General features: G+C 71.2%; 15 protein-coding genes and 1 pseudogene. 15 read left to right on the forward strand and 1 reads right to left on the reverse strand.

Annotated elements, in window-relative coordinates; all coding sequences use genetic code 11:
- Positions 1-22: 22 nt before the first annotated feature.
- Positions 23-1,201 (reverse strand): Glu/Leu/Phe/Val dehydrogenase dimerization domain-containing protein, encoded by a 1,179-nt coding sequence (locus ADK36_RS06480; RefSeq protein ID WP_053196678.1) that lies wholly within the window; start codon positions 1,199-1,201, stop codon positions 23-25.
- Positions 1,202-1,378: 177 nt separating this feature from the next.
- On the opposite strand from ADK36_RS06480, the gene ADK36_RS06485 reads away from it, so the two are divergent.
- From ADK36_RS06485 to ADK36_RS45900, 15 genes and pseudogenes are all read left to right on the forward strand, one after another.
- Complete coding sequence (locus tag ADK36_RS06485; RefSeq protein ID WP_048579913.1) at positions 1,379-2,554, forward strand: MBL fold metallo-hydrolase; 1,176 nt, start codon at positions 1,379-1,381, stop codon at positions 2,552-2,554.
- A gap of 67 nt (positions 2,555-2,621) precedes the next feature.
- On the forward strand, positions 2,622-2,840 hold the full coding sequence (locus ADK36_RS06490; protein ID WP_053196680.1) for a hypothetical protein: 219 nt from the start codon (positions 2,622-2,624) through the stop codon (positions 2,838-2,840).
- 418 nt (positions 2,841-3,258) lie between these two features.
- On the forward strand, positions 3,259-5,769 hold the full coding sequence (locus ADK36_RS06495; protein WP_234329693.1) for a sensor histidine kinase: 2,511 nt from the start codon (positions 3,259-3,261) through the stop codon (positions 5,767-5,769).
- A gap of 92 nt (positions 5,770-5,861) precedes the next feature.
- Positions 5,862-6,296 (forward strand): roadblock/LC7 domain-containing protein, encoded by a 435-nt coding sequence (locus ADK36_RS06500; protein WP_053196682.1) that lies wholly within the window; start codon positions 5,862-5,864, stop codon positions 6,294-6,296.
- A gap of 2 nt (positions 6,297-6,298) precedes the next feature.
- Positions 6,299-6,670, forward strand: a complete 372-nt coding sequence (locus tag ADK36_RS06505; RefSeq protein WP_048579916.1) for a DUF742 domain-containing protein — start codon at positions 6,299-6,301, stop codon at positions 6,668-6,670.
- Entirely contained in the window at positions 6,648-7,247 is a 600-nt protein-coding gene (locus ADK36_RS06510; protein ID WP_048579917.1) for a GTP-binding protein, read from the forward strand. The genes ADK36_RS06505 and ADK36_RS06510 overlap by 23 nt, the downstream gene beginning before the upstream one ends.
- A 61-nt stretch (positions 7,248-7,308) precedes the next feature.
- Entirely contained in the window at positions 7,309-7,884 is a 576-nt protein-coding gene (locus tag ADK36_RS06515) for a GAF domain-containing protein (RefSeq protein WP_048579918.1), read from the forward strand.
- A 170-nt stretch (positions 7,885-8,054) separates the two neighbouring features.
- Positions 8,055-9,083, forward strand: coding sequence for an L-threonine 3-dehydrogenase (gene tdh / locus ADK36_RS06520; RefSeq protein ID WP_053196684.1), 1,029 nt, complete (start codon positions 8,055-8,057; stop codon positions 9,081-9,083).
- A gap of 63 nt (positions 9,084-9,146) precedes the next feature.
- Complete coding sequence (locus tag ADK36_RS06525; protein ID WP_048579920.1) at positions 9,147-10,340, forward strand: glycine C-acetyltransferase; 1,194 nt, start codon at positions 9,147-9,149, stop codon at positions 10,338-10,340.
- A gap of 38 nt (positions 10,341-10,378) precedes the next feature.
- A complete protein-coding gene (locus ADK36_RS06530) occupies positions 10,379-11,293 on the forward strand; it encodes a LysR family transcriptional regulator (RefSeq protein ID WP_048579921.1) in 915 nt (304 codons plus the stop codon).
- Positions 11,294-11,339: 46 nt separating this feature from the next.
- Positions 11,340-11,927, forward strand: coding sequence for a helix-turn-helix domain-containing protein (locus tag ADK36_RS06535; protein WP_048579922.1), 588 nt, complete (start codon positions 11,340-11,342; stop codon positions 11,925-11,927).
- The gene (locus ADK36_RS06540; RefSeq protein ID WP_053196686.1) at positions 11,924-12,436 is read left to right on the forward strand and encodes a GNAT family N-acetyltransferase; all 513 of its coding nucleotides are present in this window, start codon (positions 11,924-11,926) and stop codon (positions 12,434-12,436) included. The genes ADK36_RS06535 and ADK36_RS06540 overlap by 4 nt, the downstream gene beginning before the upstream one ends.
- 54 nt (positions 12,437-12,490) lie before the next feature.
- Positions 12,491-12,853 carry a DUF1877 family protein gene (locus ADK36_RS06545; protein WP_053196688.1) on the forward strand — a complete coding sequence of 121 codons (363 nt, stop codon included), beginning with the start codon at positions 12,491-12,493 and terminating at the stop codon, positions 12,851-12,853.
- Positions 12,840-13,199 (forward strand): MmcQ/YjbR family DNA-binding protein, encoded by a 360-nt coding sequence (locus tag ADK36_RS06550; protein WP_048579925.1) that lies wholly within the window; start codon positions 12,840-12,842, stop codon positions 13,197-13,199. Before ADK36_RS06545 ends, ADK36_RS06550 begins: the two co-directional genes overlap by 14 nt.
- An 82-nt stretch (positions 13,200-13,281) precedes the next feature.
- A pseudogene (locus ADK36_RS45900) lies at positions 13,282-14,251 on the forward strand (MFS transporter); the annotation flags it as partial.
- Between the last annotated feature and the right edge of the window lie 100 nt (positions 14,252-14,351).

Consider the following 14,351-nt stretch of genomic DNA (forward strand, 5'->3'; position numbering starts at 1 on the left):
AGCGACCGGCCCTCGTCCGCGGTCACCGGTACCGGCCGAACCGCTCGGCGATCACCGGCAACCGTTCCTCGGCGATGGCGTGTGCGGCGGCCCGGGGCGTCGTCCCGTCGGCCTCGGCGCGGGCCAGCGTCAGATCGGTCAAGGCGCGCATCGAGCGTCGCGTGTGGGCGAACGCCTCGTCCGCGGACGGGCCGATGTCGCCGAACAGCGTCCACCACCACCAGGCGTTCGTGGCCGAATTGACCACGACGTCCGGCAGCACTGTGACGCCCCGCGCGGACAGCAGCCGCTCCGCGTCCGGCCGTACGGGCATGTTGGCCGCCTCGGCGATCCAGCGGGCACTGATCCGGGCCTGGTTCGCGGTATCGATCACATACGAGACGGCCGCCGGCACCAGCACCTCGGCCTCGACCGACAGCCAGGCGTCACCCGGCAGTTCGCGGTCACCGCGACGCAGTGCCGCGCGGTCGATCGTGCCATACGCGTCCCGCGCCGCCAGCAGGGCCTCGATGTCGAGGCCCGCGGGGTTGGCGATCGTGCCCTTGATGTCGGCGACGGCCACGACGGTGAGCCCCGCGCGGGTGAGGAAGCGTGCCGTGGCCCCACCCATGGTCCCGAGGCCCTGCACGGCGACGCGCGTCCGCCAGCACGGGAGACCGGCCCGGTCCAGCGCGGTGAGCACCGACTCGGCGACCCCGCAGCCGCCGACCAGCTCGTCGAGCCCGATCCCGTCCACCTCGGCCGCGAACGCGTCAGCGAGCCGTCTACGCGCCCCGTCCTCGTCGTCGAGCAGCGGATACACGGCCTGCACGGACGAGACGAGCCCCGCCTCGGAGGCCGCCCGGTCGACCACGTCCAGGGTGAGCCCGAGGTCCTCGCCCGTGGTCCAGAAGCTCTCGATGTACGGCCGCATGGTCCGCAGGTAGCGCACCAGGAGCCCGTACGCCTCTGGATCGCGGGGATCGCAGTCGATGCCGCCCTTGGCGCCGCCCAGGGGGACGTACCGGGCCTCGGGGTCGTAGTGCAGGGCTTCTTTCAGGCTCATGCCGTGGGCGAGCCCGGCGACCTCGTCCAGCGTGCATCCCGGCCGCATGCGCAGCCCACCGCTGGACACGCCGCGAACCAGCCGGTCGATGACCAGGAAGCCCTGGCGGCCGGTGACGTCGTCGGTCCAGGTCAGCGACAGCAGGGGGGTGGTCATGGTTTCTCCGGGGGAAGGGGTGGCGAGGGTCGCGTGCCGCGCGCGGTTACTGAACGACGGGTCAGTATCGAAGTGAGGGCGAGGACATGTCAACGTGCGGAATGGATCAGGGGGCGTACGGGGTTGTCGGAGGGGCCGACCATAATGGACTACTCACCGACTCCACCTGGAGGTACCGTGGCCGGTTTCCGTTTCCCGAACTCCGGGCTCCGTGCCCTGCGGCCCGAATCCTTCGGCGTGGACCCGAGCGGTGAGCGCATGGCGCGCATCCGCAGATCCCCGCACTTCCGGGACGGGGTGTTCCAGAATCCCGGGGGCACCGCCCGGACCAGACCCTCCGGATCGACGCTGGAGTTCGCCAAGGTCTTCTTCGACCGGGACGCCCGGCCCCGCCGTGCCCCCAAGAGCACCGTGCCGGTCCACCCCACCACATACGCCGACCTGGCCAAACCGCCCGCCGGCGGGCTGCGCCTGACCTGGATGGGACATTCGAGCGTCCTTGCGGAGATCGACGGGCACCGGGTGCTCTTCGACCCCGTGTGGGGCGATCGCTGCTCACCGTTCCCCTTCGCCGGACCCAAGCGGCTGCACCCCGTGCCGTTGCCGCTGGCCGCGCTGGGGCCGGTCGACGTCGTCGTCATCTCGCACGACCACTACGACCACCTGGACCTGCCCACGATCAAGGCGCTGGTCGACACGGACACGCTCTTCGCCGTACCGCTCGGCGTCGGCGCGCACCTCGAACACTGGGGCGTGTCGGCAGACCGGCTGCGCGAGCTGGACTGGCACGAGACGACGAAGGTCGGCGGACTCACCCTGACGGCCACCCCGGCCCGCCACTTCTGCGGCCGCGGCCTGCGCAACACGCAGCACACCCTCTGGGCGTCCTGGGTCGTTGCCTCCGACGAGCACCGGATCTACCACAGCGGTGACACCGGATATTTCGAGGGCTTCAAGGACATCGGCGCCGAGCACGGCCCCTTCGACGCCACGATGATCCAGCTCGGTGCCTACTCCGACTTCTGGCCCGACATCCACATGACCCCGGACGAGGGCGTCCGGGCCCACCTCGACCTTCAGGGCGGCGATCCGGCCGCGGGCGTCCTGCTGCCCATCCACTGGGGCACCTTCAACCTGGCGACCCATCCGTGGGCGGAGCCGGGGGAGTGGACGATGCGCGCCACGCACAAGGCCGGGGTCACGATGGCGACTCCCCTCTGTGGTGAGCCCTTCGAACCCGCCTCGGTGCGGCCCGTGACGCCGTGGTGGCGTGAGGCCGCCGAAGAGCCCGCCGGGGGATGGCCGACCTGGCCGCCGGTCGCGTCGGGGCCGGACAGCGTGGCGGTCGGCTAGAGCGACCGCGACTTCGCGGGCGGTTGTGGAGCGGGGCCGGCCCGCCGTGGCGCGCCACGGATTGCCCGTGGGGTACGACGAACTGCCCATGGCGTACGACGAACTGCCCGCGGCGCGCGATGAACTCGCCGTGGCGTACGAGGAACTCGCCGGGGCGGGCGACCGAACAGTGCGGGTGTCCACCGAGTTGCGCGCGCCCTTGGGGGCGGTTCGCGCGGGGCGCGTGGGAGCGCGGGAGGGCGCTTCGGAGCGCGCGCTGAGCACTGCGCGCCGATACGGCCGGTGACAGCCCCGACGCGGGGGACGGGTGTGCGCCGTGCTGAATCGTCCCGGCCAGGGCGGTCCCGGGCGAGGGAATCGAGAGTGCGCGTGGCCTGCGGCGGCTGGAGTGCCCCGCCGCTCGACCTTTCTTCATGACCACTTCTGACCAGGTCCGATCGTTCGACCGCCCCTTATGGGCGAACGGTGGAGCGGGTTATCGGTCTGTCGTACGAGACCTCATACCAGAGCGGGACGCTGCCTGCGGGACTTTGTCAACTGCCCACCGCACTTGATGCAGAGGCGACTACTGTCAGTGTCCGTCGGGCGACACGGAGCCGCATTCGTGGGCCTTGTCGACCGACATCGCGATGGCGCATGCCCCGGGCCGCGCAGACCGCGCGCACTCCCAAGGCCCCGACCGACGGACCAGTACGAGGACCCCGATGTCTCCACTCCGCGCCCCGGCCGCACGCGCAGACCGCCGTGAGGGCGGGCGGCACGGGCGCCCGACCGCCCGCACCGCGACCGCGCTGCCCGAGACCCATATACGGCCCCAACTCCTGCGTCTGGCCGTGCTGCCGCCCGTCGCCGTGAGTCTCAGTGCCTGTGCGGCCGTACTGTTCGTCGTGCGCTCCACCGGGGCCCGGCCGAGTCTCACCCTGTGGGCCGTGCTCGCCGGTGCGTTCTCGGTGACCGTGGCGGGCATCCTGATCGCCGCGGTGGCCGCCAACCGCACCGCCAAGGCCGTGAGCGACCGGATCGGCGCACTCCGCCGCAGCAGCGCACGCGGCGAGGCCGATCTACGAGCCCTCGTCGAGACACTGCGGCGCGGCGACGGTCCGCCGAAGCGCAAGCAGCGCAGCGGTCCGCCCGAGGGCGCCGACGACTTCGAACTGCTCGCCGCGGATCTGGCCCGCGCCCATGACGGGGCTGTCACCGCCGTCGTCCAGGCCTCCCAGCTCTCCAGTCAGGCGGGCAGCGAACAGAAGCTCGAGGTCTTCGTCAACCTCGCCCGGCGTCTCCAGTCGCTGGTCCACCGCGAGATCTCGATCCTCGACGAGCTGGAGAACGAGATCGAGGACCCCGACCTGCTCAAGGGCCTCTTCCATGTCGACCATCTCGCCACCCGCATCCGCCGCCACTCCGAGAACCTCGCGGTGCTCGGCGGCGCCGTGTCCCGCCGGCAGTGGAGCAACCCGGTCTCCATGACCGAGGTGCTGCGCTCGGCCATCGCGGAGGTCGAGCAGTACTCGCGGGTCAAGCTCGTGCCGCCCATCGACGGCACCCTGCGTGGACACGCCGTCGCCGACGTCATCCACCTGCTGGCCGAACTGGTCGAGAACGCCACGGTGTTCTCCGCCCCGCACACCCAGGTCCTGCTCCGGGCCAACCTCGTGACCTCGGGGCTCGCCGTCGAGGTCGAGGACCGCGGGCTGGGCATGCCGGTCGGCGAGCAGAACCGCATGAACGCCCTGCTCGCCGACCCGGACCAGGTCAACGTGGCCAGCCTGCTGGCGGACGGACGCATCGGACTGTTCGTCGTTTCGCAGCTCGCGAAGCGGCACGGCATCCATGTGCGGCTCCAGACCAACATCTACGGCGGTGTCCAGGCCGTACTCGTCGTGCCGCAGGGGTTGTTGGGGACGGAGCCGGGAGCCCACGGCGGTGCGCCGCGGGCGCAGGCTCCCGAACAGTCTGCGGGCGCTGCCGTACCGCCGCACTCCTCGCGGCAGGCGAGTCCGCAGCAGGCGCCGGTGCCTCCGCAGCAGCTTCGGCAGCCCGCGCCGGCCGCACGCGCCGCACCGGCCGCCTCGGTGGCGTCGGCCGCGTCGGAGGGTGGGCAACGAGGGGCGGCGGAGGCGTCGGCGGACGCGCCGCGTCGGCAGCAGCCGGAGTCCGGCGGCTGGGGCATGCCCTCCGGGGCGAATGGCGCCGCGCCGGCACCGCTGCCCGTGCGTGGCGCTCGCGGAGAGCGGGCGAACCCGGCGGAGGCCGTGCCCGGCATCAGGCCCGACGAACGTCGGCTCGTGGAGGAGAACGCCGCCACACCGCCGACCCCGCGTACCGGCACCGTCCGCGGCACCATGGGCAAGCCCCAACTGCCCCAACTGCCCCGACGCCGGGCCCAGGAACACATCGTGCCCCAGCTGCGGAGCGCGCCCGCGCCGCGCCAGGAATCCGACCAGCTCGCCGGGCACGACCCGGGGCTGATGGCTGCCTTTCAACGGGGCATCGGACTCGCCGAGACGCAGCAGCACATGGAGTCGGCGCACATGGAGGCCGGGCCTGTGGAGGTCGGGCACATGGATGCCGGGCGTGTGGACGTCGGGCCCGTGGATGTCGGGCACGTGGAGACCGGACGGATGGATGCCGGACCTACGGATGCGGAGCACATGGGGGGCGGGCACATGGATGCGGGGCATCTGGGTGCAGGCCACACGGGCGCTCCGCACATGGTGTCCGGCTACGTGGTGTCCGGCCACATGGCCTCGGGGCACACGGCGTTCGGCCACACAGCCTCCGGCCACGTGAGCTCGGGCCACCTGGACGCGACCCACATGGATGCGACCCACACGGACGCAGCCCACATGGACTCGGCACACACCGCCAGCACCCACGGCACCACATCCGCCTACACCCCCTCACCGCACAAGTCCTCCGACACGACGTCAACCGACCCGGACCCCGCGCGCCCGAACCCCACGCGCCTGGAGTCCATGCGCCCGGCAACGATCCGCCTGGAGCCGACGAGCCTCGACGCAGGTCGGGTGCAGCCCACCCGCCTGCACCCGACATCCCTGGACGCGCTCCACACGGACGTGACCTCCATGCCTCCCCGGCCCGCCATGGACGTATCGCCCATGGACCCGGCCCACACGAACGAGACCCACCCCGGGCCCCCGCCCGGCAGCGACCACACCCCCTGGCACGACGGGAGCGCACCAGCCGGATGACCACGACCGTGACCAGCTCGACATCCGCCTGGAAGTCCACCCCCACCCCCAGCACTCCCGCCGACCTTCGTACCTCAAGGAGTCGATCCATCATGGCGAGCGAAGCGCCGACCGCCCATGTCTCCGACCTCGACTGGCTGATGAGCGGCCTCGTGCAGCGTGTACCGCACACCACCAGCGCGGTACTCCTCTCCTGCGACGGGCTTGTGAAGTCGGTTCACGGCCTCGACCCGGACAGCGCGGACCACATGGCCGCCCTGGCTTCCGGCCTCTACTCCCTGGGCCGCAGCGCCGGGGTCCGGTTCGGCGACGGCGGAGACGTGCGCCAGGTCGTCGTCGAACTCGACTCGATGCTGCTCTTCGTGACGACGGCAGGTTCCGGCACCTGTCTCGCCGTGCTGGCCGGCCGCGAGGCCGACGCGGCGGTGCTCGGCTACGAGATGGCGATGCTGGTCAAGAGCGTCCGCCCGTATCTCGTCACCGCTCCCCGGCAGCACTCCGTCGAACCCTCGGCGCTGAGGCCTTGAACGTGACGGCGACCGGCGACGGGCCCTGGCTCGACGACGCGGCCGGACGGCTGGTGCGCCCTTTCACGGTCAGCAACGGCCGTACCCGACCCACCATCGCGCTCGATCTCATGTCGCAGGTCATGGCCACCGGGGCGACCCCCCTCGGCTACCTCGGCCCCGAGCACGAGCAGGCGCTCGACCTGTGCCGCGGTCCCGTCTCGATCGCCGAGGTCGCCGCCCATCTGAAGCTGCCGGCGGCGGTCACCAAGGTGCTGCTGTCGGACCTCGTCGACTGCGGGGCGCTCACCACCAAGCCCCCCGAGTTCCACCACAACCCGACTGACCGGGCCCTTCTGGAGGCAGTGCTCGATGGACTACGACGACAGCTCTGACCCCTTCCCCACCGCACTGAAGATCTTGGTGGCGGGAGGGTTCGGGGTCGGCAAGACGACCTTCGTCGGCGCGGTGAGCGAGATCGCGCCGCTCAGCACGGAGGAGCTGCTCACCACGGTCAGCGCAGCGACCGACAACCTGGAAGGCATCGAGAACAAGGTCGAGACGACGGTGGCCATGGACTTCGGCCGCATCACCCTCGATCCGGAACACGTCCTGTATCTGTTCGGCACGCCCGGACAGGAACGGTTCTGGTTCATGTGGGACGAACTCTCGGAGGGCGCGCTGGGCGCGGTCATCCTCGCCGACACCCGGCGCCTGGAGGACTGCTTCGCCGCCGTCGACTTCTTCGAGCAGCGGGGCCTCGGCTTCATCGTCGCGATCAACGAGTTCGACGGCGGCTACCGGTACGACCCGGAGGAGGTCCGAGCCGCGATCGACCTCGACCCGCAGATCCCCGTCGTCCGCTGCGACGCCCGGATCTCCAGCTCCGGTGTCCAGACCCTGCTGACCTTGGTACGGCACCTCATCGCCCACGCACCGGCACCCGCGCCGAGCCACGGTGCCCACATGTGACATCCGCACCCACCAGCACGGAGCCGCATATGACCCACGCCCACAGCGACGGAATCCGCCCATGAGCTACGGCCCACCCCACCCGGTCGCTCGCCTGCTGCTCACCCCCGAGGACAAGGAGGCCCCAGCCCGCGCACGGCGACTGTTCCAACTGGGCCTGGGGGAGTACCCCGATCCGGCCCTGGATGTCTTCGCGGACCATCTCGCCGAGCTCACCGGGGCGCCGTACGCCATGGTCAACTTCATCGGCGAGAGTCGGCAGTTCTTCGCCGGCCTGCATGTGCGGCCGACCGTGAGCCTCGCGCGGACCGACGACTCCAAGCCGGAGCTGGGCCGCCCTATGGAGCGCGACCATGGGTTCTGCCCCCATGTGGTGGTCCGACACAAGGCGTTGGTTCTGGAGGACGTCCGCGACTATCCGCGGTTCGCCGGGAACCCGATCGTCGACGAGTTCGGCATCCGCTCCTATCTGGGTGCCCCGCTCATCGACTCCACGGGAATGGCGCTGGGCACGGTGTGCGTCGTCGACGTGGAGCCGCGGCCGTGGGGGAAGGCCGGCCTGGAGACCATCAAGGCATCCGCGGCGGACTTGGCGATGCGGCTGGAGCGACGGGCGGCGGACGGGCTGCCCCTCTAGCCCCTGCCGGTGACGGAGGGCGTGAAGGAAAGCTGTGGCGCCGCTTAAGAAATCCTCGATGGACCTGGGCGCCGCCGTACGGCAGATTCATCTGCGATCCCACCCCCCTCCCCGGCCGCGGGCGCTTTCGGCATGCCCGCGGCCGGAACTCACTCTCAGGAGCCGTACCGTTGAAGGCGCTGGTCAAGGAGAAGGCGGAGCCCGGGCTCTGGCTCGCGGACGTCCCGGAACCGGCTGTCGGACCCGGTGACGTACTGATCAAGGTGTTGCGCACCGGCATCTGCGGCACCGATCTGCACATCCGGGCCTGGGACGGCTGGGCGCAGCAGGCGATCCGCACCCCACTCGTGCTCGGGCACGAGTTCGTGGGCGAGATCGTCGAGGTCGGGCGCGATGTCAGTGACATCGCCGTCGGCGACCGGGTCAGCGGCGAGGGTCATCTGGTGTGCGGCAAGTGCCGCAACTGCCTGGCCGGGCGCCGGCATCTCTGCCGGGCCACGATCGGCCTCGGCGTGGGGCGGGACGGCGCCTTCGCCGAGTACGTCGCCCTGCCGGCCGCCAATGTGTGGGTGCACCGTGTGCCCGTCGACCTCGACGTCGCCGCGATCTTCGACCCGTTCGGCAACGCCGTGCACACCGCGCTGTCGTTCCCGCTGGTCGGGGAGGACGTCCTGATCACCGGCGCGGGCCCGATCGGTCTGATGGCGGCGGCCGTGGCCCGGCACGCGGGCGCGCGCAACGTCGTGATCACCGATGTGAGCGAGGAACGGCTGGAGCTGGCCCGCAAGGTGGGCGTGAGCCTCGCGCTGAATGTGTCGGAGGCGACCATCGGCGACGGACAGCGCGCACTCGGCCTGCGCGAGGGCTTCGACATCGGTCTGGAGATGTCCGGCCGACCCGAGGCGATGCGCGACATGATCGCCAACATGACGCACGGCGGCCGTATCGCCATGCTCGGCCTGCCGGCGCAGGACTTCCCGGTCGACTGGGCCCGGATCGTCACCTCGATGATCACCATCAAGGGCATCTACGGCCGCGAGATGTTCGAGACCTGGTACGCGATGTCCGTGCTGCTGGAAGGCGGCCTCGACCTCGCCCCAGTGATCACCGGCCGGTACGGCTACCGCGACTACGAGGCGGCGTTCGCCGACGCGGCGAGCGGTCGCGGCGGCAAGGTCATCCTCGACTGGACCGCCTGAGTCACCGCGTAAGCCTCCGCGTGAGTTCCCGCGTAAGTCATCTGCTTTTCTAGGAGCTTTCTGATGTTCGACTCCGTGCGCGACGACCTGCGCGCCACCCTCGACGAGATCCGCGCCGCCGGCCTGCACAAGCCCGAGCGGGTCATCGGCACCCCGCAGTCCGCGACGGTGAACGTCACCGCGGGCGGTCGCCCCGGCGAGGTCCTCAACTTCTGCGCCAACAACTACCTGGGCCTCGCAGATCACCCCGAGGTCGTCGCCGCCGCCCATGAGGCTCTTGACCGCTGGGGTTACGGCATGGCGTCGGTCCGCTTCATCTGCGGCACGCAGGAGGTGCACAAGGAACTGGAGGCACGGCTCTCCGCGTTCCTCGGCCAGGAGGACACGATCCTGTACTCCTCCTGCTTCGACGCCAACGGCGGGGTGTTCGAGACGCTGCTCGGCCCGGAGGACGCGGTGATCTCCGACGCGCTGAACCATGCGTCGATCATCGACGGCATCCGGCTGTCCAAGGCCCGCCGCTTCCGGTACGCCAACCGCGATCTGGCCGATCTGGAAAGGCAGTTGAAGGACGCGTCCGACGCCCGGCGCCGGCTGATCGTCACCGACGGCGTGTTCTCCATGGACGGCTATGTGGCCCCGCTGCGTGAGATCTGCGACCTCGCGGACCGCTACGACGCCATGGTCATGGTCGACGACTCGCATGCCGTCGGCTTCGTCGGCCCCGGCGGCCGCGGCACGCCCGAGTTGCACGGCGTCATGGACCGCGTCGACATCATCACCGGCACCCTTGGCAAGGCGCTCGGCGGCGCGTCCGGCGGCTATGTCGCGGCCCGCGCCGAGATCGTCGCCCTGCTGCGCCAGCGTTCCCGGCCGTACCTGTTCTCCAACACCCTGGCCCCGGTGATCGCGGCGGCCTCGCTCAAGGTCCTCGACCTGCTGGAGTCGGCGGACGACCTGCGGGTCCGGCTGGCCGAGAACACCGCGCTGTTCCGTCGGCGCATGACCGAGGAGGGCTTCGACATCCTCTCCGGCGACCACGCGATCGCGCCCGTGATGATCGGTGACGCCGCCGTCGCCGGTCGGATGGCGGAGCTGCTGCTGGAACGCGGTGTGTACGTGATCGGCTTCTCGTACCCGGTGGTGCCGCAGGGCCAGGCACGCATCCGCGTGCAGCTGTCCGCCGCGCACTCGACGGACGACGTCAACCGTGCCGTCGACGCCTTCGTCGCGGCCCGGGCGGAACTGGAAGGCTGACCTCCGGCCGGCCCGGACATATTGCGATAATCGATCTCATGATCGAAGCGCGGCGGCTCCACATCCTCCGTGCGGTGGCCGACCACCGCACGGTGACGGCGGCTGCCGCCGCGCTGTATCTGACCCCGTCGGCGGTCTCCCAGCAGCTCACGGCCCTGGAGCAGGAGACGGGTCACCGCCTCGTCGAGCGCGGCGCCAAGGGCGTACGGCTGACCCCGGCCGGCGAGATCCTGCTCAACCACACCAACGCCGTCCTCGCCCAGCTGGAGCGGGCCGAAGCGGAGCTGGCCGCGTACAGCTCGGGCGCGGCCGGCACGGTCACGGTCGCCTCGTTCGCGACCGGTATCGCCTTGGTCGTCGCGCCCGCGGTGACCCGCCTCGCGCGGACGTCCCCCGGCATTCGCATCCGCGTCCAGGACACCGAGGGCGACGCCAGCCTGCCGATGGTGCTGGACCGGCAGGTCGACATCGCGGTGGCCGTCGAGTACCGGGGGGCGCCGCCCGCCGACGACCCCCGCCTGGCGCACGTACCGCTGTACGCCGAGCCCTTCGACGCGGTCGTCCCGGTGCGCCACCGGCTGGCCGACTCGGCCGAGGTCCCCCTCGCGGAGCTGGCCAAGGATCCGTGGATCGGGCCGTACCCCGGCAACCCCTGCCATGACGTCGTCGTCCTGGCCTGCGAGAACGCCGGCTTCCAGCCCCGGCTCGAACACTCCTCGGACGACTTCCGCGCGGTCGTCGCCCTCGCCTCGGCCGACGCGGGCGTGGCGCTCGTACCGCGCTCGGCGTTGCGCGGCATGGACCTCACAGGGGTCGTCGTGCGGCCTGTGGACGGGGTGGCGCCCACGCGTCGGGTGTTCGCGGCCGTACGACGGGGCGCCGAGGAGCACCCGCTGATCCGGCCGGTCCTGGAGGCGCTCGGGGAGGCGGCGGGGGCGTGGGCCGGGGTGTGAGCCGCCCGTAACCACCGCGTTTCATATATGGGATAGCGTCCCGGATATGAAACTCTCGCTGGATGGTGGTGATCCCCAGGACACGGTCGACGCTCGCCTCGGCGTCCGCCTGGCCGAGCTGCGGGCCGAACGCGGCTGGTCGCTCGGTGAGTTGGCGGAACGCAGCGGCGTGAGCCGCTCGACCCTGTCGCGGGCCGAGCACGCGGAGATCAGCCCCACGGCCTCACTGCTGAACCGCCTGTGCCATGTGTACGGCCGGACCATGTCCCAGCTGCTCAGCGAGGTCGAGGCCGAGCCCGCGCTGCTGGTGCGGGCGGCCGAGCAGCCGGTGTGGGAGGACCGTTCCTCCGGGTTCGTCCGAAGGTCCGTGTCGCCGCCGCACGCCGGGCTGCGCGCCGAGGTCGTCGAGGGACGGCTCACCGCGGGCGCCGACATCGCGTACGACCGGCCGCCGGTGCCGGGACTGGAGCAGCACATCTGGGTGCTGGAAGGAGCGCTCGACGTGACGGTGCAGGAGACCGAGCACCATCTGGACGCCGGGGACTGTCTGCGGATGCGGGTCTGGGGATCCACGCGGTTCCGGTGCGCGGGGCCCGGCGCGGTGCGGTACGTACTGGCGGTGGTGCTGCCGTGACCCCGACGAGACTGGACGCAGCCCAACTGCTGGAGCTGGTCGAGGACTTGGCCGATCTGCTGGTGGACACCGTGGCGGACGGTGCCTCCGTCGGATTCCTCGCCCCACTGGACCGTACGGCGGCACTGGCCTGGTGGAGGGAGCGTGCGGCCGCCGTGGCCGCCGGGCAGTTGGCCGTGTGGGCGGTACGCGAGGACGGGCGAGCCGTCGGTACCGTCAGCCTGGCCTTCGCCGACAAGCCCAACAGCCGGCACCGGGCCGAGGTGATCAAACTGATGGTGCACCGGGACGTGCGGGGCCAGGGCCTCGGCCGCAGCCTCCTGACGACCGCCGAAGAGGCGGCGACCAGGGCCGGGGTCACCCTCCTCCACCTGGACACCGAGACCGACAGTCGCGCCGAGCAGCTGTACGGCTCGGCCGGCTGGACCCGGGCCGGGGTCATACCCGACTACGCGGCGAACCAGGACGGGATACTGCGGCCGACGACGATCTACTACAAGCATGTGTGACCGGTCGCGACAGGTGGGCGTCGAACAAGCGCCACATCAAGGGGACTGCCTGTCATGGGCGTGAGCATCTCGTTCGTCAGCGCGACGACGGAGGAACTGGACAGGGCGGAGAAGGACCCGAGTTGGGCCGGTCAGTTCCTCGAGTTCGCGTTGGACGGGTTCCAGATCCAGGAGGGCGGCACGCTGTTCGGGTGGACCGCGGAGCAGATCGCCGGCACGGCACGGGAACTGCGGGAGGCCCCGTGGGAGAAGTTGGCGGCCCACTACGACCCGGAGCGGACGGCGAACGAGGACGTGTACCCCAACTTCAGCTTCTGGGGTGCGTTCGCGGATCCCCGTCACCAGGCGCGGGAATGTCCCTCTCACCAGGTGATTGTCAGTGCCGGCCGCTACCGTGCGTCTCATGCCGGATGCTGAAGACGTACGCCGTATCGCCCTTTCCCTGCCGGACACGACGGAGAAGATCGCCTGGGGCATGCCCACCTTCCGGGTGGCGGGCAAGATGTTCGCCACACTGCCCGAGGAGGAGACCTCCCTCGCCGTGCGCTGTCCCAAGGAGGAGCGCGACGAACTGGTCATCGCCGAGCCGGGGAAGTTCTGGATCGCCGACCACGAGGCGCAGTTCGCCTGGGTGAGGGCCAGGCTCGCCGCCTTGGAGGACGAGGACGAGCTGCGCGACATCCTCGCCGATTCCTGGCGTCAGGCGGCGCCGCCGAGGCTGCTGGACGCGTATCCGGACTTGGGGTTGCCGACGGGGGAGTGAAACCCGTGGGGCGTTGTCAGTGCCCCGTGCCATGATCCGAAGGTGTGAGGGTGGGAGCCGGGGTGGAGGGGGCTTGGGGGGGATGGGCGGAACGCAGGCGCGGCCATCGCGAGCTGATCCGCCCGGAGTGCACCCGGTGTGGTCGCGCGACTTCGGTCTGTTCTTCGCCGCGCGGGCCGTCGCCCAGCTCGGTGACAGCATGCTGCCCGTGGCCCTCGCCGCGGGCCTGCTCCAGCACGGTCACGGCGCGGGCGCCGTCGGCCTCGCGTTGGCCGCGACGTCGGCCGCCCTCGCCGGGCTCATCATCTTCGGCGGGGTCGTCGCCGACCGTTTCAACACCCGCAAGCTGATGGTCGGCGCCGATCTGGTCCGCGTCGGCACCCAGTCCCCGGCCGCCGCGCTCTTCTTCTCCGGGCACGTGGTGCTGTGGCAGATCTGCGCGATCGGCTTCGTCAACGGGGTGGCGGCCGCCGTGTTCCAGCCGGGGGTCGCCGGCACGGTGCCCCGGCTCGCCAAAGACGTCCAGGGCGCGAACGGCGCCATCCCGCTCGTGGCGACGGAGGTGGTCCAGCGACACGGTCCGGGCGCCTACGGCCTGATCAACTCCGCGCTCGGCGCGGGCACCGCTCCTGGGCGGCCTGCTCGCCCTGCGGCTGCGCCCCCGCCGGATGCTCCGCGCCGGCGCGATCGCCCTGTTCGCCTTCGCCGGCTTCCCCGTGACGGTCGGCGCGGGCCTCGACGTCGCGGCCATGGCGGCCGGAGCCGCCGTCGCCGGGGCGGGGATGGCCTTCTGGAGCGTGATGTGGGCGACCAGTGTCCAGACCCAGGTCCCGGCCGACGTCCTCAACCGCATCCACGCGTACGACGTGGCGGGCTCCCTGGCCATGATGCCGGTCGGCCAGGCCCTCGCGGGCCCGGCCGCGGCGACCCTGGGCGCCGACCGTGTGCTCCTGGTCGCCGGAGGGATGAGCCTCGTCGTCGTGGGTGCGCTGCTCTCGGTGCGGGCGATACGGGACCTGGTGCGTGGACGCGCCGACGACGCTCAGGTCGGTTCCCGCCGAGACCGGCGAGAGCGTGTGTCCGGAGCGGAACTGAAGCCGGTGGGCACGCATAAACGAGTGCGCGACCACCGACCCGAGTGCGGTATTGTTT

The sequence above is a fragment of the Streptomyces viridochromogenes genome (genome assembly GCF_001270495.1).
GTDB lineage: Bacteria > Actinomycetota > Actinomycetes > Streptomycetales > Streptomycetaceae > Streptomyces > Streptomyces viridochromogenes_A.